The organism is Paenibacillus sp. FSL K6-1318 (genome assembly GCF_037976905.1).
GTDB classification, from domain to species: domain Bacteria; phylum Bacillota; class Bacilli; order Paenibacillales; family Paenibacillaceae; genus Paenibacillus; species Paenibacillus amylolyticus_A.
Genome location: NZ_CP150270.1, coordinates 60,059 through 85,548, shown reverse-complemented (window position 1 = coordinate 85,548; position 25,490 = coordinate 60,059). Strand labels below are relative to the sequence as shown.

Here is a 25,490-nt window from a genome sequence, read left to right as displayed (position 1 = left end):
CTACTGATCTAGATGATCTCATTTGGACGTACATGTGGTATTCTCCCAATTTAGCCTATTTGTATGCACGTCCATTTGTTCTTTTATTGTTTAACATTTCGGACTGGAACCTTTCGGGGCCATAAACTATAGCTAAAGCTTATCAGAAAATCGATACAGAGTATGGTTCCCCACACCTTAATCAAATTATAGAAGACGGCTGTCCGTTCAGCATCACCAATCCACCATATCATGGCGAATAGAAATGCGCTGCCTATAGCCCAAGCCAAAAGATGTCTAAACCATCCACTACGCTCGCGACTTGCATGTTCTTTGCCATATAACTTGCTACTACGAGGATTCTCTCCGCCTTTGAACCAATATAGGAAGTATCGATCTGCCCAAGCGATCATCTGATGACCATAAGCAATACTTACCCCTATATACACTGCGGCAATACCATGAATCACGCCCGCTGTAGCCCCGCGCTGAAGATCCATCACTGTAGCTACCAACAATAGCAGATCGACAATAGGTGTTGCCATCAACAAACCGATGCCTAATCTTTTCATACCAAGAAGATACCTGACACTCAAACCCGCAAACACAAACACCCAGAAGGCAATCTCACACCCTATAATGAAATAACCAATCACTTATCTTCCCCTCCTTTTATAATACGTTTGTATCAAATACAATTTAGCACATTTGTATTATAATAATCAACAGTGATATAATCTTTCTATGCCTAAAATTGTTGATCATGTTAAACAACGCGTGCTCGTGGCCGAAGCAGCTTGGCGTATTATACGAAGAGATGGTATGGAACAGGCCTCTGTTCGGAATATCGCTGAAGAAGCAGGAATTTCGGTCGGTTCGATGCGTCACTACTTTTCTACACAGTCGGAACTCTTACTATATGCTATGAATCTGGTATCCGAACGGGTATCCCATCGAGTCCAACAAATGTCCTTCACTGGCTCTCCGATGGACAATATGAAATCCCTATTGCTCGAATTCTTACCAAACACGGAAGAAAAACTGGCCGAAATGGAGGTGTGGTACGCTTTTACAGCCAGATCCAAAACGGATTCTACGCTCAAGGAACTTGCCGATACAGTGTATGATGAACTCAGACAAGCTGTAGGCTCTGTTATCACTTACCTGATGAAGCTCGATCTCTCCAGACCTGATCTGGACAAAGAACTGGAGATCGAGAGATTGTATGCACTGGTGGATGGCTTGGGTATACATGCTGTGCTTAGACCCGATCAGATGAATGCCAAGCTCATGGACGATGTTCTCACCTTGCATCTTGCTTCCTTGTGTCGTTAAACAAAAAAACCGCAGTACATTCGTTGTGACTAAAGCCTGTTACGATCACAGGAGTTAGTTCTGAATGTCTGACGGTTTTTCTTTTTATCCGATAATGATCCGGCCCTCCGGATGACGATACAGTTTTTTCTCTTTGCGCGGACGAAGGGCATACGCGATGGTTAATGGCCCAATCCGACCTACAAACATGGTAAAGGTAATAATAATTTTTCCCCAATTGGTCAACTCATCAGTTACTCCCACCGAAAGCCCCACAGTACCAATTGCCGATGCAGCTTCAAACATCAGTGAAAGGAATGGTGCATCCTCTGTCGTAAGCAGAAGCATCACCACGATCATGAATATGATCAGCGAAACCATAATAATGGTCAACGCCCGCATAAGCAACTCCTTCGGGACACGTTGGCGGAAAAATACGATATCCTTATTCCCCCGAATCATGGCATACACTGCACCGATCATGATCAGGAATGTAGTCGTCTTGATTCCGCCCCCGGTTGAACCTGGGGAAGCCCCGATAAACATCAGCAGGATGAAGAAGAATTGGGTAGCTTGCCTCATCTCCGTGATATCGATGGTACTTGTTCCGGACGAACGTGTAGAGACAGACTGGAAGAAGGACGCATAGATCTTCTCGCTCCAGGTGAGTGAAGCCAGTGTGTGTCCATTGGTGAATTCGAAAACAAACAGCACAATCGCTCCTATACCAATCAAAGCCCCCGATACAGACAGCACCAGTTTGGACTGCAGGGATAGACGATGGCGTTTGCGATACTCAAACAGATCATTCAATACAACAAAACCGAGTCCACCAGAGACAACGAGCACAGAAGCGGTCAGATTGAATATCCAATCTCCAGTGTAGTATTGAAAGCTGTTGCCGAACAAATCAAAGCCGCCATTATTAAACAATGAAACGGAGTGGAATATTCCATAGTATACGGCCTGGCCAAAGGGCATCTCCGTTGCCCAGCGTAGCGCCAGTATGACAGCAGCCACCCCTTCAATGGTAAAGGAGAAAATTAACACCTTGCGGATAATGCGTACAATCCCTTCCATACTGTCTGCATTAATGGCTTCTTTGAGCAACAGCCTGTCTTTGAGCGAGATTCGCTTGCCCAATACTAGCGCAAAGAGGGTAGCCATGGTCATGAAGCCGAGTCCACCGAGCTGCATCAACACCATAATGACGATCTGACCAAACAAGTTAAACGTCGTCCCAACATCCACAACGACTAGTCCAGTCACACATGCGGCAGAAGTTGATGTAAAGAGAGCATCAATAAACGCCAGATGCTCACCGCTTTGGTTGGAGATGGGCAACATGAGAAGCACCGTTCCAATCGCAATAATAAGCAGAAATCCGCCGACCAGGATTAACGGGGGTGATAAGAATTGGGCAAAGTGAAGCCTGAACTTCATGAAGGGCACCTCTTTTAACAAAATACGAACAGGTTAATCTAAACAAATGCAAGAAGCTGTGCTCCCTTAGTCGCGCAATATGAACAGGAAGACCTACTGACAAGCTTCCGTTTTAGCGCCTATGTAAACCTAAAGAGGAACTTGCCCCAGCATGATGCTGAACGGCAGGTTCCTCTTCTATTATGAACGTATACTACGTTCCTTATTTAATCTTGTGTACGAGGACGCATGTGCGGGAAGAGCAGTACGTCACGAATCGACGGTGAGTTGGTAAGCAGCATGATCAGACGATCGATCCCGATTCCCAGTCCGCCTGTTGGCGGCATACCATATTCGAGCGCACGGATGAAGTCGTCATCCATCTCATGAGCCTCGTCGTTCCCATGTTCTTTCTCCAGCATCTGAGCTTCAAAACGCTGACGCTGATCGATTGGATCATTCAGCTCTGTGAAGGCATTGGCATGCTCGCGTCCAACGATGAACAACTCGAAGCGATCCGTGAAGCGTGGGTCCACATCGTTTTTCTTCGCCAGCGGTGAAATTTCAAGAGGATGTCCCATAATGAATGTCGGTTGAATCAACGTCTCTTCTACAAACTCTTCGAAGAATGCGTTCAGAATATGACCGAATGTCATATGCTTCTCAACCGGAACCTTATGCTCCTTCGCCAAGCTGTGTGCTTCCTCATCCGTCATGTGTACAGAGAAGTCTACGCCCACAACTTCCTTAACTGCATCCACCATCGTAACACGGCGCCACTGCGGTTTAAGATCCACTTCATAATCTCCATACTGAATCACTTGCGTGCCCAGTACTTCTTGCGCGATATGAGCAACCAGATTTTCCGTCAAATGCATGATATCTTTGTAGTCAGCATATGCCTCATACAATTCAATCATCGTGAACTCCGGATTGTGACGTGTGGACATACCTTCGTTACGATATACACGGCCGATCTCATACACCTTCTCCAGTCCGCCAACAATCAGACGTTTCAGGTGAAGCTCAATCGCGATCCGCATGTACAGTTCCATATCCAGCGCGTTGTGATGCGTGATGAACGGACGTGCTGCGGCTCCCCCGGCAATGGTATGCAACGTAGGTGTTTCCACTTCTAGATATCCAAGGGAATCCAGGTAACGACGCATCGATTGAATGATTTTGGAACGTGTGATGAAAGTCTGTTGTACGTCCGGGCTCATAATCAGGTCAACGTAACGCTGGCGGTAACGCAACTCAACGTCCGTGAGACCATGGAATTTATCCGGAAGCGGATAGAGCGATTTGGACAGCACTTCAAGATCTTTAACTTTGACAGAAGTTTCACCTGTTTTGGTCTTAAAGATCACGCCTGTTACCCCAACGATATCGCCAAGGTCCAGCAGGCTGAATGCCGCATACTTGTCTTCAGGCACGGTATCCTGACGAACATAGATCTGGATTCTGCCGCTCAGGTCCTGAATATGTGCGAAGCTTGCCTTACCCATTCCCCGCTTCGCCATAATCCGTCCGGCAATACTGACTTCGATGTGCTTCTCTTCCAGCTCTTCCTTGGTCAGTTCTTCATACTTCTTCAGAATGGAGCCGGCTTCTTCGGTACGTACGTATTTTTGGCCAAAAGGGTCGATTCCCAATTTGCGGAGCTCGTCCAATTTGTCACGGCGAATTTGTAAAAGCTCGCTAAGTTCGGTTTCCTGATTCAAGACTTCATCCGTCATGATCTGTATTCATCTCCTTATTTACATTGCAGGCATCGCGAGAGGACGCTATTCCTCAAATGTTGAAAAAGCTTCCCTAAGGAAGCTTTTGTTTACCGTGCCCAACTGCTTCGTTGCTATAGCTTTTTAATGTCTATAATTTTATATTGAATTACGCCAGCAGGCACACTTACATCAACAACTGTACCGTTTTTCTTGCCCAGGATCGCTTTACCAACAGGGCTTTCGTTTGAGATCTTGTTCTGAAGCGGGTTAGATTCAGCAGAACCTACAATTGTATATTCTGTGATATCACCGAATTCCAAATCTTCCACAGTAACTGTTGCACCTACACTCACGACATCGGTGTCAATCTCATCACTGTTAATAATGCGTGCGTTCCGAAGCATTTTCTCCAAAGTAATAATACGACCTTCAATGAAAGCCTGTTCGTTCTTGGCATCCTCGTATTCAGAGTTCTCACTGATATCTCCATACCCGATGGCTACCTTAATCCGTTCAGCCACTTCGCGGCGCTTCACTGATTTCAATGTTTCCAGTTCTTCTTCCAGCTTCTTAAGTCCCTCTGGTGTAAGGATAACTTCCTTGTCGCTCATCTCAACCGATTCTCCTGTCATGGGAATAATTTGGATTGTACGGCAACGGAATCAGTTCTAATTACATAGCTCCGCCCGCATACATCTTCAAAACTATATGAAGTTCTCCAGAGAAATAGAATATTCCTCCTGATGACTAGCCTTTAATTAACGCACATGGCGAATTTATACTGTGAAAGTATAGGGGAACGATCTCGAAAAGTCAATGTTACGTCCTCTATAGCTGTAAACGTTTTACAGTCTTAATTAAGATGCATTTCCGGCAATTACCGGTTCTGACTCCAAATTACCTTCGCTTTTCAACTGACCCACAAAGTTCTCCAGAATCTGTACCATCTCATCCCGCTTGGTTCCTTCCATAATAACATCCTTGATGCGGGCAGATCCTTTCAAGCCTTTCAAATACCAAGCCAGATGTTTACGCATCTCGCGTACGGCAACCGTCTCGTTCTTCAGTGCGATCAGGCGATCCATATGCAGGATGGCAACACGGATCTTCTCTTCACCATTCGGGTCAGGAAGCAATGTACCCGTGCTTAAATATTGAATGGTGCGATACAGCATCCATGGGTTACCCAGGGCGGCACGACCAATCATAACTCCGTCACAGCCCGTTTCATCGAGCATACGGCGTGCATCCTCTGGAGTATGGACATCACCATTGCCGATCACGGGAATAGAGACAGCCTCTTTTACATCTTTGATGTGTGACCAGTCAGCTGTGCCTGTATAGAGTTGCTCACGCGTACGGCCGTGCACACTTACCGCCTGTCCACCCGCACGTTCAACCGCGAGCGCATTCTCAACCGCGAAGATATGCTCGTTATCCCAGCCGATACGCATCTTGACCGTCACCGGCTTCTCGACCGCGTCCACGACAGCGGATACCATCTCATAGATTTTGTTCGGATCAAGCAACCAACGTGCACCTGCATCACATTTCGTCACTTTTGGCACGGGGCATCCCATGTTAATGTCGATGATGTCTGCATTCGTTTCTTTGTCCACGATTTTGGCTGCTTCTACAAGGGAATCACGATCTCCCCCAAAAATCTGAAGGCTCAGCGGTTTCTCACGCTCATCTACAAACAACATCTCGCGTGTACGCTGATTACCATGGACGATGGCTTTGCCACTCACCATCTCCGCGCATACGAGGCCTGTTCCGAATTCTTTTGCGATCAAACGAAAAGCCGGATTACATACGCCAGCCATCGGCGCAAGTACGACCTGGTTTTTCATTTCAATGCCACCAATGTTAAGCACGGTAGTCGTTCCACTCCTTTTTTAATTCTGTATATATCACGATATAAAGATCGATCGATGTCTCTGTTGTTGTAGCTTGACGAATCAAAACGGTCTTACTTGCCCTGCAGCTCCTCGATACTGATCGCCAGCACTCCGGCAATTCGATCCAACTCTTGCTGTGTTACCTTACGGTTTCCCCGCTCAATAGTTCCCAGAATGGCCAGCGAGATGCCGGTCTCGGCAGCAAGTTCATGTTGTGTTAAACCTTTCAGCTTCCGGAATGCCCGGATTCGATTGGCCAATTGCATGTTTTCCAAAGCTGTATTCCATCCTTTCCATCCAGTACAGACAACGATGAGTGTACAAAGGTATATAGACCTGATTCCTCGCCCTCCGGTACGATATCCGACAGCGGTACCAGCACAAAAGCCCGTTCGCCCATACGGGGATGAGGCAATTGTAGCAATTCGGTATCTCGCGTCTCACCGTGCATCCAGAGCAGATCCAGATCAACAGTGCGCGGTCCCCAGCGAATATCACGAACACGACCGAGTCGGTTCTCGATATCCAATAATTCCGTGAGCAACTGCTCAGGTGTCAGCATCGCCTGTACGGCGACTGCCATATTCAGAAAAGCAGGCTGATCTACATATCCTACAGGTTCCGTCTCATATAGCGCAGAACAGCGCAGAACGGATATATGAGGGTGTTCATCCAGCAAGGACAATGCTTCAAGCAGCGTCTGTTCGCGGTCACCCAAATTGGCCCCTAAAGCAATATAAGCCTCTGAAGATTCAGAGGTCGAATGTGCAATCATGATCGGTTCTCACTTTCTTGTGCGGCGAAGCTCTACCGTTACGCCCTCAAAATGAATATCAAATGGCGGATGTGGCTTCGTCACCTTGACTGTCAATGCATTGATAATAGTATAAGTGTCTAGTAAAGAAGATGCAATATGTTCGCCCAAAGCTTCAATTAACTGGAATGATTTATTCTCAACAATCTGTTTTACCAGCTCATGGATCTCCGCGTAGTTGATCGTTTTGGTCAGATCATCGTTACGTCCAGCCTCACTCAGGTCCATATCAATCTCCAGATCAATATAATAACGTGCCCCTAGCTTCCGCTCCTCGGCAAATACACCGTGATATCCGTAATACTCCATTCGATGCATGACCATTCTATCCATACGATCCGCCTGCCCTCTATATATATTGAAATCCTAATCTATTTGAAGTTATCCCTTCGCTTTGCCTTTGAAAAACGCTGTTCTTCCACTGGACGGGTCACTTGGACCCGCCAGTATTATTTCCTCCGTATACCCGGAGAAGCATATAACATGGCATCACACATGTCTGCCGTCCGCCGAATCGGCTTCACATCATGAACCCGAACCATCTGGCAGCCTTGGGCAATGCCGAATGCAACGGTCGCAGCCGTTCCTTCCAGCGCGTCATCCGCAGTGACATCCAGGGTGTTCTGGATGAATCTTTTGCGTGAGGTGGCTAGCAGAACGGGATACCCCATTTCATTGAGCAAACCGAGCGATGACATGAGCGCCAGATTTTCCTTCAGATCCTTCACAAAACCAATGCCGGGGTCCAGGATAATCTGATCTGCTTTCACTCCGGCTGTTAACGCAATCTGTATGCTCTCCTGCAAATCGCTCACGACATCACTCAGATAATCGGTATAATCTCTCTCCTGCCGATTATGCATCAGAATGATGGGACATCCCAGCTCTGCTGCCGTGCGGGCCATATCCGGGTCTGCCTTGGCACCCCACACATCATTAATGATATGGGCACCCGCTAGAATAGCCTGACGTGCAACATCAGCCTTATATGTGTCCACCGATATTGGAATGTGCGGGGCTTGCTGATGTAATGCTTCGATAACCGGAATGATCCGGCTGAGCTCTTCATCGGCATTAACGACTGCTGAACCAGGTCTGGTGGACTCCCCACCAATATCAATCAGGTCCGCCCCGTCCTCCATCATCTGTTTGGCATGGGCCACCGCCCGCTCCACGTTGGTATAACGTCCACCATCCGAGAACGAGTCAGGCGTAACGTTAAGAATGCCCATGATCTGTGTTCTTGACCCCAGCTTCAACTCAGCTGGCCCCCATGCATAGTTCCGTTCATAGATGACAGGTGTAAGTGTCATGAAGTATACCCCGCTTTCTGCCGGTACATACCCAGAAGGACTGCTGTAACCGGGCCTATATGTCCTTTGCTGATTATCGTTTCGGCTCCGTCCTGATCCCGCAGAGTTGTAACCGGAACCAGCTCTGCCACCGAGCCGGTTAAAAATATTTCATCGGCTTGCAAAAGATCCTCCCAAGCCGCTAGCGTTTCTATGCAGGGGATTCCTTGCTGCATGGCGATCTCAAGTACCACAGCTCTCGTGATGCCCGGCAGAATGCCGGTTGAGAGCGCTGGCGTGTAGAGTACATTTTCCCGTACCCAGAATACATTGCTGACAATACCCTCAGCGACATGACCATCTCGGGTTAATTGTAGCCCTTCTGCCCCCTGCACATACTGCCCGTAGCGGTTCAGCTCCCGTTTCGCCAGAATGCTGTTCATGTAATGCAGCGACTTGAACCGCACTTCTCCTTCAGGCGTGTTGCGAGGTGTAGACAACCGTTGAAGCATTTTACCGCTCTCATATAAAGAGGGAGAGGATTCAGGTAATGCTTTTGCCAGTACAATATGATTCGGCTTCAAATAATCACCAGAAGGTAAGCCTAGCGGCGCTTCACCCGCTGATACCGTATAACGCACATACGCATCCTGAAGTCCGTTCGCATCCATCAAGCGTTGAATCCAATCTGTCACCTCTGCCGCAGTCGTTGTAAAAGGAATGCCCAGTTCTTCACACCCTGAAGCCATCCGCTCCAGATGCCGTTCCAGCAGATAAGGGCCCCCCTGATACGTCCGAAATGTCTCAAACAATCCCAGTCCGTACAAAAAGCCGTGATCCGTTACAGGAACCACGGCTGCCGCCATATGAACCAACTCTCCGTTTATCGCGGCATATTGCATGTTATACCTTCACCTGTTGGGACAGGAAGTTGCGAAGCATCTGGTGACCGTGGTCTGTAATAATGGATTCCGGGTGGAATTGAACCCCTTCAATCGCATATTCTTTGTGGCGCAGACCCATAATCTCACCTTCAGCTGTCTCCGCTGTAATCTCCAGGCAATCAGGCAAGCTGCTGCGTTCCACAATCAGGGAGTGATAACGGGTAGCTGTGAATGGGGAAGGTAATCCGGCAAATACAGATGTTCCATTATGGTGCATCTCGGATGTTTTGCCGTGCATCATGCGCTCCGCACGAATGACATTACCGCCAAACGCTTGTCCAATGGACTGATGTCCCAGACACACACCAAAGATCGGAATGCTTCCCTTGAAGTGATCGATGACCGCCAGGCTAATGCCCGCTTCATTCGGAGTGCAAGGACCCGGAGAAATCAGAATATGATCAGGCGCCAATGCCTCTATGCCTGCCAAATCAATCTCATCGTTGCGGCGAACTTCCACCGTCTCACCCAGTTCACCCAGATATTGAACCAGGTTGTACGTGAAGGAATCGTAATTATCGATAACCAGTATCATATGCCTGCTCCTCCTCATCTTCCGTCAACGCAAGTGACGGTTGCTTCGTTTTATTTTAGTTTAGTTTAACAGCTTCCGTTCGTTTCGCTTGTTTTTGTTCGACGGCTCTGTCCGCTTCCGCCTCTTCGCTGTAGTTCACAGCTCTCATCATCGCTCTTGCCTTGTTGCGGCATTCCTTGTATTCCCGATATGGATCGGAATCAATGACAATACCTGCACCGGCTTGTACATAACCAATACCATCCTTAATGGCAAGCGTACGAATGACGATGTTCAACTCCATATTTCCACTGTAATCCATCCACCCAATGGAACCCGTATAAGGCCCCCGTCGCACAGGCTCAAGCTCCTCAATAATCTCCATGGTGCGCACTTTGGGCGCTCCTGTAATCGTCCCACCCGGGAATGTCGCAGCAATCACATCAAATACGGATAACCCTTCTGCCAGCCTGCCTTCCACTTGGGAAACGAGATGCATGACATGGGAATACTTCTCGATGGTCATCAATTCAGGCACATGAACCGAACCATAGGCCGCAATCCGTCCAATATCATTACGTTCCAGATCAACGAGCATAATATGCTCCGCCCGTTCCTTCTCACTGCTGAGCAGTTCATCTGCCATAGCTTTATCCTCTGCTTCATTACGACCCCTTCTTCGGGTCCCTGCGATAGGACGTGCACTGACTTTGCCATTCTCCACTTTGACCAGAAGTTCGGGAGATCCGCTTACCAGTTGGAAGTCTGGACTACGCAGCATACCCATATACGGTGATGGATTCACAAGACGCAGCCATTCATAAATATGCTCAGCGCTTGAATGAAGCCGCTTTTCCTGTCTCAAGGACAGATTCACCTGGAACACATCACCCTGCCTGATATATTCCTGCACCGTGCGTACAGCCTGTTCAAAGTCTTCCTGTGGAAAGGAGGTTTCCCACCCTTCGGATTCCTTTTCCGCATCTTCAGGCTGCGGGGTACGATTGACCTGCCTATTGCGGCGTTCAAGTGCCTGCTGTTGTTCTTCGGCCTGTGCAAACCCCATAATATGAAGCCATCGTTGCTGCATCGCTGTCGCTCGTGCTTCGGCCACTGCATATAGACCACGGATATCGGTTTCGTTCTGATTAGGCTCTATAGCCAGATGAACCATGCAGAAAAGCGCCTGTTGCTGATGGTCGTACGCCCATATTTCTTCAAAACGCATCCACCAATAATCCGGCAGAGCCGGGTTATCTTCAGCCAAAGCTGGAAGCTTCTCCAACGATCTTGCTACATCATAGCTGAGATAACCTGCGTAGCCTCCCCCAAAGTCTGGGGACCCAGTAACTTTAGGTGCGCTATAAGGTGCTGTCCATCTCTTCAATACATCAAGCGGCTTACCGCTGTCTGTCGAGGTGGTTCCTTGCGTCACATCATGAATAACCGCTTCTTGACCCTTGCCGGAAATAACAGATACGGGGTCTAGCCCCAGAAATGTATATCTTCCGCCTTTGCCATTCTCCAGCACAATTGCGTATGGTGACGCCTGCTGCCAGGCTGCCTCCCACGATAACGGTAAACCGCCATGATACGGTCCCTCATCCGACTTCGTGATATAGGGCATCATGGTCCAGCCTTGTCCAGCCCACTCCGTCCAGTCGGCGTATGTTGTCATCAGGTGTGTCATTGCGGTTTGCCGCCCTCCATCTGTCGCTAGTTCTATTGTCTGATAGTATACTAAAGCGCCGCCCCTTTTAAAAGCATTACGCCAAAAATCCTCCATACCCGTCATACGGGCAAGGAGGATTGGTTTTGTCATTTGTAGGCTTAGGCTTCGAAGTTGTAGAGCGGTGTGCTGAGGTAACGTTCGCCGTTACTTGGCACGATCACGACAACGCGTTTGCCTTCACCCAACTGTTTCGCAACCTGAAGACCTGCACGGATAGCCGCACCGGAAGAAATACCGGACAGAATGCCCTCTTCCTTCGCTACCTGACGAGCTGTCTCGAATGCATCATCATTCTCAATGTGAATGATTTCATCATAGATTTCCTGATCCAGAATCTCAGGAATAAAGTTGGCACCAATCCCTTGAATCTTATGAGGTCCTGGTTTGCCGCCTGCCAGAATTGGCGAAGCTGCTGGCTCAACTGCAACAATTTTAACACCAGGGAAAGCTTCTTTCAGCACTTCACCTGTTCCTGTAATTGTTCCACCTGTACCAATTCCCGCAATGAAAGCATCCAACGTACCGCCCACAGATTGGATTGCGTCAACAATCTCAGGGCCAGTCGTTTCACGGTGGATCTTCACGTTAGCTTTATTTTTAAATTGCTCAGCCATGAAATAGGATGGGTTTTCCTTCAGCAGTTCTTCGGCTTTTTTAACAGCACCATTCATACCTTCAGCTCCCGGTGTGAGCACAAGCTCAGCACCATACGCACGAAGCAAGTTACGACGCTCCAAGCTCATCGTCTCAGGCATTACAATAACGGACTTGTAGCCTTTGGCTGCAGCCACCATCGCGAGCCCGATTCCTGTGTTACCACTTGTTGCTTCGATAATGGTATCACCTGGTTTCAGCTTGCCTTCTTTTTCCGCTTCTTCAACAATGCTAATTGCGATACGGTCTTTCACGCTTGAACCTGGATTCTGGTACTCCAGCTTCACGAATACTTCAGCACTGCCTTCAGGTACGATACGGTTCAGACGAACAAGCGGAGTACCTCCGATGAGTTCTGTTACGTTATTAACTACTTTAGCCATATGAATGCCCTCCTTAGTGGATGAATAAAACTTGAGTCCTGTTAACCTATACTGTGCGGCCGATAGCCTCTGGATGTTATAGAAGAACTGCGGAAATCCTGTTGATCCTATCCCTTACTGTTAAGATTTCTAGACAGGGCGGAGGTTTCCGAAAGTTTCTTTGTTCACAAATAAATCTTTATATCCGAGTAAACGAGTAGGTATTTATTATTTTCATCTTATCAACGTTAACCCTTATTGTCAATATGAGTACTCAAAAAAAATACTCTGCCTTCGGCCCTAAGACCGCAGACAGAGTATTTTTATCAAGATGCAGCAGTACGAGACAATCTTTTCCATCCATTCAGGAGGCAGGAATCTCGGACAGGATCACGGCTTCATACTTGTTACGCAGCATTTGCTCTACCTGCGGCAACGGATCAGCCTGACTCAAAGCCAGTTGCATTCGAATCTCCTCACGGACCTCTTCGGCGGACTGCACCTGGCGTTCTTCTTTATCATTAAGTCTGATAATAGCATAGCCTTCTTCCACTTGAAGTGGACCAGCGATATCGCCTACATCCAGCCCGGCAGCGAGTTGAAGGATTTCTTCTGACTGGAATGGATCATTCCGCTCAATCCATCCCAGCCTGCCACCAGCATCACGAGAGAAGCTGTCCGTCGATTGACTGCGAGCAGCTTCTTCAAAGTCTTCCCCCTTCTCCAACGCATCCAGTAAGGAATCCGCCTCTTCTTCTTCCTTCACTACGAGGATGGACAAGTCATATTTCTCGGGGGAAACGTAATCCTCACGGTGTTCAGTCCAGTAATGCTCAATCTCCGCATCCTTGATCTGTATGCCGATCGTTGCGATTTTCTCAAGCAGCAGCCTATAGCCAGCTTCCAACTCAAGCTCCTGTTTCGACAAACCTAACTGGGACTTCATTTCTTCAAAATACGATTTCTCTGAATCGTACCCATCCATCGCGGCCGCAAGTTCTCTTGCAATCTCTTGGGGAGTGACGATCAGCTTGCGTTCAATTGCTTCGGCATATACTGCTTTACGGTTTAGCATCTGGAGTAATAACTCACTGCCGTAACGTCGTTTCAGCGCATCGGTCCACTCTTTGTCCGTGATGACTTCTCCGTTGATCGTCGCTACGGTGCTTCCTTCTTCCGTATTGGCATCATGGGATGCATCTGCCTCGTCTTTGCCCTGTCTGAGACCATGCATAGCCATCACCGTTCCCATAACCAGCATGCCCAGCGTCAAGACAATTACAGCTGTCCACAACCCTTTTTCCTGTCTTGTCATTCCGCTTCCCGTCCCCGCATAGATCAGTTCTTGGCTTGCTCTAGGATGGTCTCAAGTTGTTCTTTGTTAAAGTCATAAGCTTCATTACAGAATTGGCAAACTACTTCAGCACGGCCCTCTTCTTCAATTAATTGCTCCATCTCCGTTTGGCCCAGGCTGATTAGCGTCTTCTCTACCCGCTCACGTGAACACTCACAGCTGAATTGAATATCCAATCCTTCCATCACCTGTACATCCGGCAGTAACCGGCGAAGCAACTCTTCCAGTTCAAGTCCCTGATCCAGCAACGTTGTCACTGGTGGCAACGTACCAATGGCATTTTCGATCGCTGTGATCTCTTGATCTGTCAATCCCGGTAACAGCTGCATAATGAATCCGCCTGCGACAATAACGGAATTATCCGTATCGACGAGCACACCAACGCCTACAGCAGAAGGAGTCTGCTCCGATTGGGCAAAATAGTACGTAAAGTCTTCGCCCAGTTCTCCTGAAATAATAGGCACACTGCCACGGTATGGCTCTTTCAATCCCAAATCCTTCGTTATGTTGATGAAGCCTTCGGTTCCAACTGCGCCTGCAACGTCCAGTTTTCCCACACTATTGCTTGGCAGATGTACATGCGGATTAGAAACATAACCCCGCACCTCACCTTTCGCATTGGCATCAGCTACAATCTGTCCAATGGGGCCATCACCGTTGACTTGTATCGTTAGCTTCTCATCACCTTTGAGCATCGCACCCATAATAGCTGCTGTTGTAACCGTACGCCCCATGGCAGCTGTAGCCGTGGGAAACGTATCATGTCTTCTGCGTAGTTCCTCAACCAGTTGTGTCGTCTGGACAGCAAAGGCTCTTACCTTTCCATTCATTGCTGTACCACGAATTAACCGGTCATGCTTGTTGTTGTTTTCCAAGTCATTCAGCCTCCTTTGGCGTATCGCCATAATAGTAGTAACACAGAAAAAACGGCACAACACTTAAGCTGTAATCTCAGCCCGCTGTATGCCGTCTCTATGCTCACCTTTCCCGGTTCCGCTCATATATAATACGCAGCCCTTCAAGCGTAAGCAGCGGATCAACTTCCTCTATACTACGGGTTTCTTCCGCGATTAGTGTAGCGAGACCACCCGTTGCAATGACTCTGGGCTTAGCTCCCATTTCTTCGCGAATGCGCTCTACAATACCATCTACCTGTCCTGCATAGCCATAGATAATGCCCGCTTGCATCGCATGAATAGTATTACGCCCAATGACCTTCTTGGGTTTCTCCAGCTCAATACGAGGCAGCTTGGATGCCCGCTCGTAGAGCGCTTCGGTGGCAATGTGAATTCCAGGTACAATGGCTCCCCCCAGGTAATGACCTTTGTCGTCAATACAGTCAAAGGTCGTTGCAGTACCGAAATCGACCACGACGAGAGGGCCGCCATACTTCTCAACGGCTGCCACTGCATTAACAATGCGATCTGCACCCACTTCACGTGGATTCTCGTATCGCAGGTTCAGGCCGGTTTTGATACCAGGCCCAACGAGTAACGGTTTTTTGCCCACATATTTCTCACACATCGCTTCGATCACATTCACCAGTGGCGGAACCACAGATGAGATGATTACACCTTCGATGTCGCTTGCCCTGATGCCGGACATATGAAATAAATTATAAATCAATACGCCGTATTCATCCACTGTTGACTGACGTGATGTACTCAGACGAAAGTGGTGCAGCAACTCCCGGCCTTGATATACGCCGAGCACCATATTGCTGTTCCCCACGTCTACAACTAGAATCAAAGAGGTTCACCCCTCTTTCTTTTCATTTAAATCCAGGCTGATATCCAGGCTCTCTAAAGAATAGGTTAACCTGCCAACCGAAATTACATCCACACCGCTCTCTGCAATTCCACGAATGGTCTGGAGAGAGACGTTACCTGATGCTTCAACCTTCACATGCGGGGCCTGCTCACGAATGAGATCAACCGCTTCACGCATCCGATCTGGATGCATGTTATCCAGCATAATGATATCTGCCCCGGCTTGCAAGGCTTCTCTCACCTGCTCCAGATTCTCCGTCTCCACTTCAATCGTCATCGTATGTGGAATACTTGTTCGTGCACGCTGTACCGCTTCGGTAATTCCGCCTGCGCCCTTGATGTGGTTATCCTTGATCATAACGGCGTCGTAGAGTCCAAATCGATGATTCGCTCCGCCACCCACGCGTACCGCGTATTTCTCAAGTAACCTGTGACCGGGCGTTGTCTTACGTGTATCCACCAGCCTGGTCTCAAGACCATCCAGAACATCCACATAGGTACGCGTACGCGTAGCAATTCCCGACATACGCTGCAGCAAGTTAAGTGCCAGTCGTTCCCCCGTAAGCAGTGAGTGTGTACTTCCCTCTACCTCAGCCAGAATCGTGCCATGCGTAACCTTGTCTCCGTCAGTTACCTTCGGTGTAAATACAAGACCAGGATCGACTACCTGAAATACGAGTTCGGCTACGGTCATGCCTGCAATAATACCATTGTCTTTGGCATGTATAATGGCTTTGGATTGGTTTCCTGCTGGGATCGTTACACTCGTTGTAACGTCACCTGCACCAACATCTTCCCGAAGCCAGTTTTTGATTGATTCGATAAGCCCATCATTGTATCCGTTCAGTATCATGACATTAATTCCTCCACAATCGCTTGTTCTCGCTGCTGCAGACTATGCTTCTGCCACACGATATCGTCACGTGCCGGGAAGTCCTCTCGATAGTGAGCTCCCCGACTCTCCTCGCGGTGTAATGCTCCGCTAGTGACTAACCAGGCACAGGTCAGAAGGTTGGCATACTCCAGCTCTTCCTTATGGGCAAGTGTCTGGTCAAAAAATTGCAATTCCTGTTGCAGCTTGTCCATAGCCTTCTGCAGGTTCTCACCATTCCGACGCAAGCCTACCTGACGAACCATCATTTTCTGTAGTCGTAAGCGTCTTTCCGATATTGGCTTTTGCTCTTTCATGATCTTGCTAGTCATATCCACAGATGCAGTCGCAGTTCCTCTTACTTGTAATGAACCAAGCGGAGGAAGAGAATGAATGCGATCAACAATTCTCCGGCCAAATACAATCGCTTCTGACAAGGAATTGCTTGCCAGACGGTTAGCTCCATGCACTCCTGTAGAAGATACCTCACCACAAGCGAATAACCGGGAGATGCTGCTCTCTCCGCTAAGATCCGTTTTCACTCCGCCCATCATGTAATGGGCAGCAGGTGCAACGGGAATCCAGTCCGTTGTCATATCCAATCCATAACGCATACAAGTCTCATATATGGTAGGGAATCGATGCTTGATCATTTCTGGCTGTTCGTGTGTAATGTCAAGATACACAAAAGTACTGTTGGTAGACTCCATCTCGCTAACAATCGCTCGTGCCACGATATCACGTGGTGCCAGTTCAAGCTGGGCATGGTATCGATCCATGAAGCGTTCGCCCTTCACATTGCGTAAATATGCCCCTTCGCCGCGTACGGCTTCTGACACAAGAAACCGTGGTGCCCCCGGATAACAAAGAGATGTGGGGTGGAACTGGATAAATTCCATGTCACGAACGATAGCCCCAGCCCGGTATGCCATGGCTACACCATCGGCAGTAGCTACATCCGGATTCGTCGTGTATCGGTACAGTTGCCCTGCCCCACCAGAGCAGAGAACGGTTGCCTGTGCCTTCACAAACACCTTCGATCCATCATCCTTCTGTATCAGAGCGCCGATGCATTCCCCTCGATCTCGATCCGTAATCAGATCAATAACAAAATGCTCATCCCATACTTCAATTCCGGGGTGTTCATTCACTTCGACTGCAAGCGCACGTACAATCTCATATCCCGTTGCATCCCCGTTGGCATGCAAAATACGGCGGTGGCTATGCGCACCTTCCTGCGTCAACGCCAACTCGCCGTTCTCCAGGTCAAACAACGTACCCAAACGAATCAGTTCCTTCACTCCGTCCGGACCCTCATTCACCAATACTTCTACCGCCTCGGAGCGGCACAAGCCCGCTCCTGCTACAAGTGTGTCCTGCGAGTGGTAAGCAGGCGAATCATCTTCAGCAATAACCGCAGCGATGCCTCCCTGCGCATACCTGGTGTTACTTTCAAGTAATGACTTCTTCGTGATCATTAATACGCGTTGTTGCTCACTTGCCTTAATGGCGGTGAACAAACCAGCAATTCCTGAGCCTATAACCAGTACATCCGTCTCTACCATGGGTAGCGCAGACAGATCAAAATCAACTAAATATTGCGGTATCATGTTATTCACCTGTCTTGGAGCAAGAGTAGCGCATCCTACTTCACCAACAACATGCGCTCTAGTGATTCTCTGGCTTTGTCGGCAACGGCCGGTGGCACATAGATTTGCGGCTTCATCGTTTCCAGGCATTTCACCAGTTTCTTCAAGTTGTTCACCTTCATGTTGGGACATACGAGGAACTTGGTCGCAAAATGAAACTGTTTATCCGGACTATCCAGACGAAGCTGATATCCGGTACCATCTTCGGTACCAACGATAAATTCCTTCGCTGATGAATTTTTGCAATACTCCAGAATGGCTGTTGTACTGCCTACAAAATCACCCATCTCTACAACTTCAGGGCGGCACTCTGGATGGACAACAAACTCTGCATTCGGATGCTTGGCTCTCATCTCCACCACATCTTTGACTGTGAGCATATCATGCGTGTTGCAGTAGCCTTCCCAGATAATCATTTTCTTGTCTGTATGCTGCTGCACATAGTGTCCCAGATTTTTATCCGGTACCCAGATAATTTCGTCGGAATCCACCGATTGAATAACCCGGACCGCATTCGCCGATGTACAACAGATGTCGGTCTCTGCTTTGATTTCAGCCGAGGAGTTGATATACGTAACCACCTTGGCATTAGGGTGTTGTGCTTTCAATTTGCGTAGTCCATCCACATTCACCATATCTGCCATTGGGCAACCTGCACGCTCATCCGGGATAATAACTGTTTTGTTGGGTGCCAGAATTTTAGCGCTTTCACCCATAAAGTGAACACCACAGAATACGATCACATCTGCATCTGTTTGTGCTGCCTTCTGGGCTAATAGAAACGAATCTCCACGGAAGTCAGCAACCTCCTGTACCTCGTCACGTTGGTAATAATGGGCAAGAATAATGGCATTACGTTCCTTCTTCAACTCCATAAGCCGCTCACGCAGCTCGCGGTTCATCTCAGCCTTGCGCTCTAAAGCCAGAGCTTCCACCTGTGATCCTCTCCTTTATCGGGACAGCGTCATGCGCTGTTTCGTAGGGCTAACCTAAGTCGTTATGTTCGCTTGAGAAACGAATCACAAGCGGTTTAACAACTAATTTACACAACGTTCACGACTCTGTCAATAAATGAAAAAGGCCCAGAACCGCGCCGTAACCACCCGTTTGCTAACTGGTTCGCCATCTAACTCCCGTTTATCTTTATCTATCCGTTTTTAAAATAATGGACAAAAAAAAGAGAGCCCGAGGGCTCTCTTGATTTCACCTGCTATTCTAGCCAGATGTAATATACATTAAGACGTTGGCTTCGTTCCGCCATCATCCGGGTTATTGTTATTACCCTTTTCCAGATTCGGTGCTTCGTTCGGAATATCTCCAGCTGGTGGCTCAGGCGTTTCATCTTTACCTTGAATGCGAACACGCACATCACCGATGTTGTCGATGATTGGCTCTCCGCCTTCAGTTGGCGTACCTTCACCATCATTGTCATTCTCTGCTTTTGGCGTCAAAGAACCTGTTTCGATCAATTGCTTGATCTGATCCATTTCCAAAGTCTCTACCTCAAGCAAAGTTTGAGCGATCAGATGCATCTCTTTTGAATGTTTAACAAGCAAGTCCTTACATTTCTCATAACATTCATTGATAAAGCGTTGCATTTCCTGATCAATCTCGTAAGCAATGGAATCTGAGTAATTCTGTTCATGACCGATATCCCGACCAAGGAATACCTGTCCTTGTGAACTTCCGAATTGCATAGGTCCCAATTTCTCACTCATACCGTATTCCATAACCATGCTGCGAACAATCCCTGTCGCTTGCTGGAAGTCACTGTATGCACCAGTGCCAATTTCTCCGATGAACAATTCTTCAGCTACACGACCTCCGAGGAGTCCGGTTACTTTATCCAACAATTCTTGCTTGGTAACCAGCATACGGTCTTCTTTTGGCAACATGATTACATATCCACCCGCACGTCCGCGCGGAATAATGGTCACTTTATGTACCATATCAGCATGTTCGAGGAAGTATCCTACAATGGTATGACCTGCTTCGTGATAAGCAACGATTCGTTTCTCGCGATCACTGATGACACGGCTTTTCTTCTCCGTACCGACGATGACACGGTCAATCGCTTCGTCAACTTCTTTCATGGAAATATCTTTACGGTTACGACGCGCTGCAAGCAATGCCGCTTCGTTCAAGAGGTTTTCCAAATCTGCACCAGAGAAGCCTGTTGTACGCTTTGCGATAATATCCATCTTCACATCTTTGGTCAGTGGTTTATTACGGGAATGTACTTTCAGGACAGCTTCACGACCTCTTACATCAGGGCGGTCAACCGTAATTTGACGGTCAAAACGTCCTGGACGCAGCAAGGCAGGGTCCAAAATATCTGCACGGTTCGTTGCAGCTACGATGATAATACCTTCGTTAGCTCCGAAACCGTCCATTTCAACGAGCAACTGGTTGAGTGTTTGCTCACGTTCATCGTGACCACCACCAAGACCAGCACCACGCTGACGTCCTACAGCATCAATCTCATCGATAAAGATGATACATGGCGCATTTTTCTTCGCATTTTCGAACAAATCACGTACACGTGATGCACCGACACCAACAAACATTTCAACGAAGTCGGAACCTGAAATACTGAAGAATGGTACACCCGCTTCACCGGCAACGGCACGAGCGAGCAACGTTTTACCAGTACCTGGAGGACCTACGAGCAATACGCCCTTAGGAATCCGTGCACCTACTGCCGCAAATTTACGAGGATCCTTAAGGAAGTCTACAACCTCAACAAGTTCCTGTTTCTCTTCGTCAGCACCCGCAACATCTTCAAATGTAACCCGCTTCTTCTCTTCGTTATAGAGACGAGCACGGCTTTTACCAAAGTTCATTACTTTACCGCCGCCGCCTTGAGCCTGATTAAACAGGAAGAAGAACAGCAGGAACATAATGATCAAAGGAATAAAGGAAGTCAGCAACGTCAACCAGATGCTGTCACCTTTCATTGGCTCCTGATGATATTGGAAATTGTTAGTTTCACTTGCAGCTACAAGTTCACTAATTGCCTCATCCGTAGGAGGAATATACGTTGAGAAATTTTCTGATTTGGCGCCATCAGGTGCCTTCTTGTATTGACCGGTCACGAGGTACGTTTGACCGTTAAATTGAACCGTCAATTCAGAGACATTGTTGGCTTTGATCGCTGTGCGCAACTGATCATATCTAGGATTATCGGTGGCTTCGCCGCCATTGCTGACGAACTGGACTATCCCCACCACAACTAAAAAAAGAATCAAATAAAAACCAGAATTCCGGATGAACCGATTCATCCCCTACCTCCTCTCGAGACACTTTAATTATTTTAACATAGCCCGACATGGCTTCTCAACAGAAGCCAAGAACAGCTCAAGGCTTGGGTCGGGCAGGATATTAGCTACTGTAGACTTCCGGCTTCAAAATCCCGATATAGGGCAGGTTCCGGTACTTCTCGGCAAAATCCAAACCGTAACCAACGATGAACGCGTCAGGAATGTCAAAGCCTGTGTAATGAGCTTCCAGCTCCACTTTACGGCCTGAAGGCTTGTCGAACAGCGTAACCACACGCACCGATTCAGCGCCGCGGTTCTCTAGCAGTTCAATCAGGTAGCTGAGTGTAAGTCCGCTGTCGATAATATCTTCGACAATCAGGACTTCCCGTCCTTCAACGGATACATCCAGATCCTTAATGATTTTGACAACACCTGATGACTTGGTGGAAGCGCCATAACTGGATACCGCCATAAAATCCATTTCAACAGGTACCGTTATGTTTTTAACCAAATCAGCCATAAATATAAACGCACCCTTGAGCACACAAATGACCAAAGGATTGCGATTTGCATATTCGGCACTTAGTGTTGCGCCTAATTCCTTGACTTTACTCTGAATTTCTTCTTCACTGATCAATACTTCCTGAATGTCGTTCTGCAACTGTGCGAACCCCCTAAGTTATACTATGAAAGCCTTACCTGAACCATAACCACTACCCCTGAATCGCTGAATCGCCTACAGTCATGTACAGGATTGCGGAAGTGCCATCCCTGACAGGAGCCACATTGGACCGTCGAACACCCGGTAACCAGATGATATGACCTGCTCCATCACATACCACAGGAATACGTGGACGGACAGATGGGGGGATTTTCTCATCGATGAAAATATTTTTCACCTTTTTGCTTCCGTTTAATCCCATCACTTTCATGGTATCTCCAGGTAACCGTGAACGCACAACCAGCGGCATAAGCAGTTGATCCGCATCAAACGCGGCTTGATCCGCCGATTCTGGTACATGATAGTCCTCGGGACTCACCGGCATCAACCGAATATACCGGTTAATTTGGGTGAGTGAAAGCTCATAAGTTCCACTCCATTGCGCAAGACGATACTCGTAAGATTGATCCTGTACGTCTGTCCGTATGCCAAAAGAAATCAGATTATACTCCCGAGTGCAGGCGAGTGTCTGTCCTATATCCAGGCTCCAGGTCGTCACATGGGTCTCCATGACCTTGCGTCGAATGGTTTCTATACGGGTAAAGTCGACAAAATCACTGTCCAAAGGCAGATAATTCAATATTAGTTTAATCAACCTTCGTTGTAAAGCGACATGTAACTTCAAGAAGGAAGGCACCTCAAAGGTTTGCCTTCCGCCGTTCACCTGCACTAGACACCTGTATGTGTCATATGCACTCTGCTCCATGAAATCGTCTTCATCACCCACAATTTCGGCAAGCCGATTCAATGACGGCGTGAGTTGTCCATTATACTGCCCCAAAAAAGGAAGCACATCCAAGCGAATGGCATTACGCCGATATTTACGCAAGGCGTTGCTCTCATCATTGAAATACATAAAACCCTGGGTATTACAAGCTTCTACAAGGTCTGTCTTGTTTATACGAAGGCATGGACGAATAAGTTCCACATTTTTTTCTCGTCTTTTAAACTTCATTCCCGCGAGTCCCGACAAGCCGGTTCCACGAAGCAAATGAAGCATGACCGTCTCTGCCTGATCATCGGCATGATGTGCCAAAGCGATGCTTGCCGCATTATATTTGGCAGCCACTTCATGTAGAAAGGCATATCGCTTGTTGCGTGCCGCTTCCTGTGGCCCTTGACCCGTCAGCTCCATATATGAAGGAACATCGGCCTTGATCCATTCAAAAGCAATACCAAGCTGCTGTGCCAGTTCCATCATTTTCTCCGCTTCATCATCAGATTCACTCCGGAAGCCATGATGCACGTGGGCACAGATCAATTCAAGTGGCACATGCCGCTTGCTGATCTCGTGCATGATATGCAAAAAAGCCACCGAGTCCGGCCCGCCCGATACTGCGACGACAATCCGATCCCCGGGAACCCATAACTGATGCTCTTCCGCTGCATCCAGCACGTTATTCACCAGCATGTTCCAGCGTAAAGCCTCCATACCTGTTCCTCATTCCTTGCGTTATGTATATGCACCCTCACAGATCAGAAACGTAGTGCATAGATGAGCACCCCAATAAGTAATATCACAGATACAGCAAATGCGTTCTTAAGCCAGCGCGGTGTTGTACTGTTGGAACGACGGCGAAGAGGCGTGGGGCGTGCCATCATTTCCTTCCATCCTTGTGCCGCATGGCCTGCATCACGAAACTGACCTCGCAAGGCCTGAATCGTCCAGTTGCGAAAAGGACCCAGTCGTTCACTGCGCTCCACCAGCGCTACAAGCTGATTCACACTTCGCAGTTGCGGCAACCCTTCGGCTGCCAGTGCCTTGAGCGCGTCTGCTTCAAGTACATGGATCAACAATAATGCAAAAGCAAATACATCATAGGTACCATCTGCTGTTCGACTACCTGCATTCCAGAAACCTCGATCATACCATTCAGTGAACTGTTTGACGCTTCGACCAATAGACGTAACTCCGCCGTAGTCGATCAATTCCACCTGCCCATAATCGGATACCAGCACATTCTGAGGTTTGAGATCGCCAAACACCCATCCAGCCTGATGCAATTGCGCCAGCTTCTGCAAGAGTCTAAGTCCAACCAGAAGTGTCCAGTCTGTCCCCTGACGCCGAATGAAGTGATGGAGAGCCTCACCTCGAACGTAACGCATCACATAAAAAGGAATATCCCGGCCACGAACGGCATAATCATCCACATCTTTAAGATAGGAAGGAATGCCGCTCTGCCGAAGGGCCTCATGATTACGCTGTAGTTGAAAAGATTTGAGCACATTGACTTCCGATTGCAGATCTACCGGGTCAAATCCCATTTTAAGCGCGTAGTGTTTGCCATTTTCGCCCCGTTGGACCAGAAAAACGATGCCATTGGCTCCTTTGCCCAGTAGCTTCCGAATCGTGTAACGACTGCGATTCCATTTCCCTGTAACCACGGTTCCTGGCGGGAAAGAGGCGTCAGACAACGTTGTCACCGAGCATCCCTTCTCTTTCAATGCGATAGTTCCCTTCTATTTCCTGCTGTTCCTCCAGTGTACCATAACGGTAAAAATCAATCACCTTCTGAATTGCAGGACCTGTCGGCGTTGCACCCTTCATCTGCAACCTTCCAAACAAGGACCGAACACGGCCTGGATCCGTTGTCCAGTCAATATCCATTACCGCATCTTCTCCACTGTGTCGTCCGGGAAAATGAAATACGGAAAGCTTGCTTTGACCTATACGCGCCTGCAAACTCAACATTAAATCACGAATGCCTTCTTCTACCGCAGCCAGTTTGGGCTTCATGCTGGCACTGACGTCTATTAACAATATCACCTGTAAGGCTGTAGTTTCAGCCATATCATCCATCACTTCCACGACCCGGGCGCGTTGAGCAGGCTCCAGATCCGTTACCGTTTTGGGCTCCTTCTCTCCCAAAATTTGTGTTAACTCTCTATTAACCGCCTGCTGAATGGTCTGAACCACCGTTTTCCTTGTCATCATCTGCATCGTATGGGCAAGCTGACGTGTACCTACAATTTGGCTGATTCCACCTCCGGCTCTGGCAATATCCTCAATCTCCCGGCTACCCAGCTCACCAATGGTTCCATAATCAATCACACCTACTACATTAACCGTAATCCCCTCTTCCTGCGCTTCGGCCGCTGCCAGCACCGGACTTGGTCCTACATTGGAACAACCGTCGGTGATCAATAAGATTTGCTTCATCCGATATCCCTCCGTTATTCGTTACTCTCCAACTCTATGACTAGCATTGCCAGA

At 48.1% G+C, this 25,490-nt stretch carries 25 protein-coding genes; 1 reads left to right on the top strand and 24 read right to left on the bottom strand.

What is annotated here, in order from left to right; genetic code table 11:
- Window positions 1–83: 83 nt before the first annotated feature.
- Window positions 84–635, bottom strand: a complete 552-nt coding sequence (locus NYE45_RS00405) for a hypothetical protein (protein WP_340015174.1) — start codon at window positions 633–635, stop codon at window positions 84–86.
- Window positions 636–723: 88 nt separating this feature from the next.
- Between NYE45_RS00405 and NYE45_RS00400 the strand changes: the two genes are divergently transcribed.
- Complete coding sequence (locus NYE45_RS00400) at window positions 724–1,314, top strand: TetR/AcrR family transcriptional regulator (protein WP_340015173.1); 591 nt, start codon at window positions 724–726, stop codon at window positions 1,312–1,314.
- Between the two features lie 84 nt (window positions 1,315–1,398).
- Here the strand turns inward: NYE45_RS00400 and NYE45_RS00395 are convergent, their stop codons facing one another.
- The 23 genes from NYE45_RS00395 to NYE45_RS00285 form a co-directional block, all read right to left on the bottom strand.
- Window positions 1,399–2,736 (bottom strand): TrkH family potassium uptake protein, encoded by a 1,338-nt coding sequence (locus NYE45_RS00395; RefSeq protein WP_340015171.1) that lies wholly within the window; start codon window positions 2,734–2,736, stop codon window positions 1,399–1,401.
- A 206-nt stretch (window positions 2,737–2,942) separates the two neighbouring features.
- The gene (gene lysS, locus NYE45_RS00390; RefSeq protein ID WP_062838066.1) at window positions 2,943–4,454 is read right to left on the bottom strand and encodes a lysine--tRNA ligase; all 1,512 of its coding nucleotides are present in this window, start codon (window positions 4,452–4,454) and stop codon (window positions 2,943–2,945) included.
- Window positions 4,455–4,570: 116 nt separating this feature from the next.
- Complete coding sequence (gene greA / locus NYE45_RS00385) at window positions 4,571–5,050, bottom strand: transcription elongation factor GreA (RefSeq protein WP_062838067.1); 480 nt, start codon at window positions 5,048–5,050, stop codon at window positions 4,571–4,573.
- A gap of 246 nt (window positions 5,051–5,296) precedes the next feature.
- Window positions 5,297–6,316: a tRNA dihydrouridine synthase DusB gene (dusB, locus tag NYE45_RS00380; RefSeq protein ID WP_340015169.1), complete on the bottom strand. Its 1,020-nt coding sequence runs from the start codon at window positions 6,314–6,316 to the stop codon at window positions 5,297–5,299.
- A gap of 95 nt (window positions 6,317–6,411) precedes the next feature.
- The gene (locus tag NYE45_RS00375; protein ID WP_254848000.1) at window positions 6,412–6,606 is read right to left on the bottom strand and encodes a helix-turn-helix transcriptional regulator; all 195 of its coding nucleotides are present in this window, start codon (window positions 6,604–6,606) and stop codon (window positions 6,412–6,414) included.
- Window positions 6,567–7,115, bottom strand: coding sequence for a 2-amino-4-hydroxy-6-hydroxymethyldihydropteridine diphosphokinase (gene folK, locus NYE45_RS00370; RefSeq protein WP_340015166.1), 549 nt, complete (start codon window positions 7,113–7,115; stop codon window positions 6,567–6,569). Before folK ends, NYE45_RS00375 begins: the two co-directional genes overlap by 40 nt.
- 9 nt (window positions 7,116–7,124) lie before the next feature.
- A complete protein-coding gene (gene folB, locus NYE45_RS00365; protein ID WP_339238951.1) occupies window positions 7,125–7,487 on the bottom strand; it encodes a dihydroneopterin aldolase in 363 nt (120 codons plus the stop codon).
- A 116-nt stretch (window positions 7,488–7,603) separates the two neighbouring features.
- On the bottom strand, window positions 7,604–8,467 hold the full coding sequence (gene folP / locus NYE45_RS00360) for a dihydropteroate synthase (protein WP_340015165.1): 864 nt from the start codon (window positions 8,465–8,467) through the stop codon (window positions 7,604–7,606).
- On the bottom strand, window positions 8,464–9,348 hold the full coding sequence (locus NYE45_RS00355) for an aminotransferase class IV (protein WP_340015163.1): 885 nt from the start codon (window positions 9,346–9,348) through the stop codon (window positions 8,464–8,466). The genes folP and NYE45_RS00355 overlap by 4 nt, the downstream gene beginning before the upstream one ends.
- Before the next feature lies 1 nt (window position 9,349).
- Entirely contained in the window at window positions 9,350–9,925 is a 576-nt protein-coding gene (gene pabA / locus NYE45_RS00350) for an aminodeoxychorismate/anthranilate synthase component II (protein WP_036606106.1), read from the bottom strand.
- Window positions 9,926–9,980: 55 nt separating this feature from the next.
- Complete coding sequence (locus NYE45_RS00345) at window positions 9,981–11,594, bottom strand: anthranilate synthase component I family protein (protein ID WP_340015162.1); 1,614 nt, start codon at window positions 11,592–11,594, stop codon at window positions 9,981–9,983.
- 140 nt (window positions 11,595–11,734) lie between these two features.
- Entirely contained in the window at window positions 11,735–12,673 is a 939-nt protein-coding gene (gene cysK, locus NYE45_RS00340) for a cysteine synthase A (protein ID WP_062838075.1), read from the bottom strand.
- 343 nt (window positions 12,674–13,016) lie between these two features.
- Window positions 13,017–13,967 (bottom strand): peptidyl-prolyl cis-trans isomerase, encoded by a 951-nt coding sequence (locus NYE45_RS00335; protein ID WP_340015161.1) that lies wholly within the window; start codon window positions 13,965–13,967, stop codon window positions 13,017–13,019.
- 23 nt (window positions 13,968–13,990) lie between these two features.
- Window positions 13,991–14,911, bottom strand: a complete 921-nt coding sequence (gene hslO, locus NYE45_RS00330) for an Hsp33 family molecular chaperone HslO (RefSeq protein WP_062838077.1) — start codon at window positions 14,909–14,911, stop codon at window positions 13,991–13,993.
- A 73-nt stretch (window positions 14,912–14,984) separates the two neighbouring features.
- Entirely contained in the window at window positions 14,985–15,755 is a 771-nt protein-coding gene (locus NYE45_RS00325; RefSeq protein ID WP_340015160.1) for a type III pantothenate kinase, read from the bottom strand.
- 6 nt (window positions 15,756–15,761) lie between these two features.
- Complete coding sequence (nadC, locus tag NYE45_RS00320) at window positions 15,762–16,628, bottom strand: carboxylating nicotinate-nucleotide diphosphorylase (RefSeq protein ID WP_340015159.1); 867 nt, start codon at window positions 16,626–16,628, stop codon at window positions 15,762–15,764.
- Window positions 16,625–18,256, bottom strand: a complete 1,632-nt coding sequence (gene nadB, locus NYE45_RS00315; protein ID WP_340017282.1) for an L-aspartate oxidase — start codon at window positions 18,254–18,256, stop codon at window positions 16,625–16,627. Before nadB ends, nadC begins: the two co-directional genes overlap by 4 nt.
- A gap of 35 nt (window positions 18,257–18,291) precedes the next feature.
- On the bottom strand, window positions 18,292–19,230 hold the full coding sequence (gene nadA, locus NYE45_RS00310) for a quinolinate synthase NadA (RefSeq protein WP_017691350.1): 939 nt from the start codon (window positions 19,228–19,230) through the stop codon (window positions 18,292–18,294).
- A gap of 300 nt (window positions 19,231–19,530) precedes the next feature.
- Window positions 19,531–21,576 (bottom strand): ATP-dependent zinc metalloprotease FtsH, encoded by a 2,046-nt coding sequence (gene ftsH / locus NYE45_RS00305; protein WP_062838081.1) that lies wholly within the window; start codon window positions 21,574–21,576, stop codon window positions 19,531–19,533.
- A gap of 100 nt (window positions 21,577–21,676) precedes the next feature.
- On the bottom strand, window positions 21,677–22,216 hold the full coding sequence (hpt, locus tag NYE45_RS00300) for a hypoxanthine phosphoribosyltransferase (protein WP_017691352.1): 540 nt from the start codon (window positions 22,214–22,216) through the stop codon (window positions 21,677–21,679).
- A 52-nt stretch (window positions 22,217–22,268) separates the two neighbouring features.
- Window positions 22,269–23,708 carry a tRNA lysidine(34) synthetase TilS gene (tilS, locus tag NYE45_RS00295; RefSeq protein WP_076334100.1) on the bottom strand — a complete coding sequence of 480 codons (1,440 nt, stop codon included), beginning with the start codon at window positions 23,706–23,708 and terminating at the stop codon, window positions 22,269–22,271.
- Between the two features lie 44 nt (window positions 23,709–23,752).
- Window positions 23,753–24,700 carry a protein kinase gene (locus NYE45_RS00290; protein ID WP_062838083.1) on the bottom strand — a complete coding sequence of 316 codons (948 nt, stop codon included), beginning with the start codon at window positions 24,698–24,700 and terminating at the stop codon, window positions 23,753–23,755.
- Entirely contained in the window at window positions 24,684–25,436 is a 753-nt protein-coding gene (locus NYE45_RS00285) for a VWA domain-containing protein (protein ID WP_315939736.1), read from the bottom strand. Before NYE45_RS00285 ends, NYE45_RS00290 begins: the two co-directional genes overlap by 17 nt.
- Window positions 25,437–25,490: the final 54 nt, after the last annotated feature.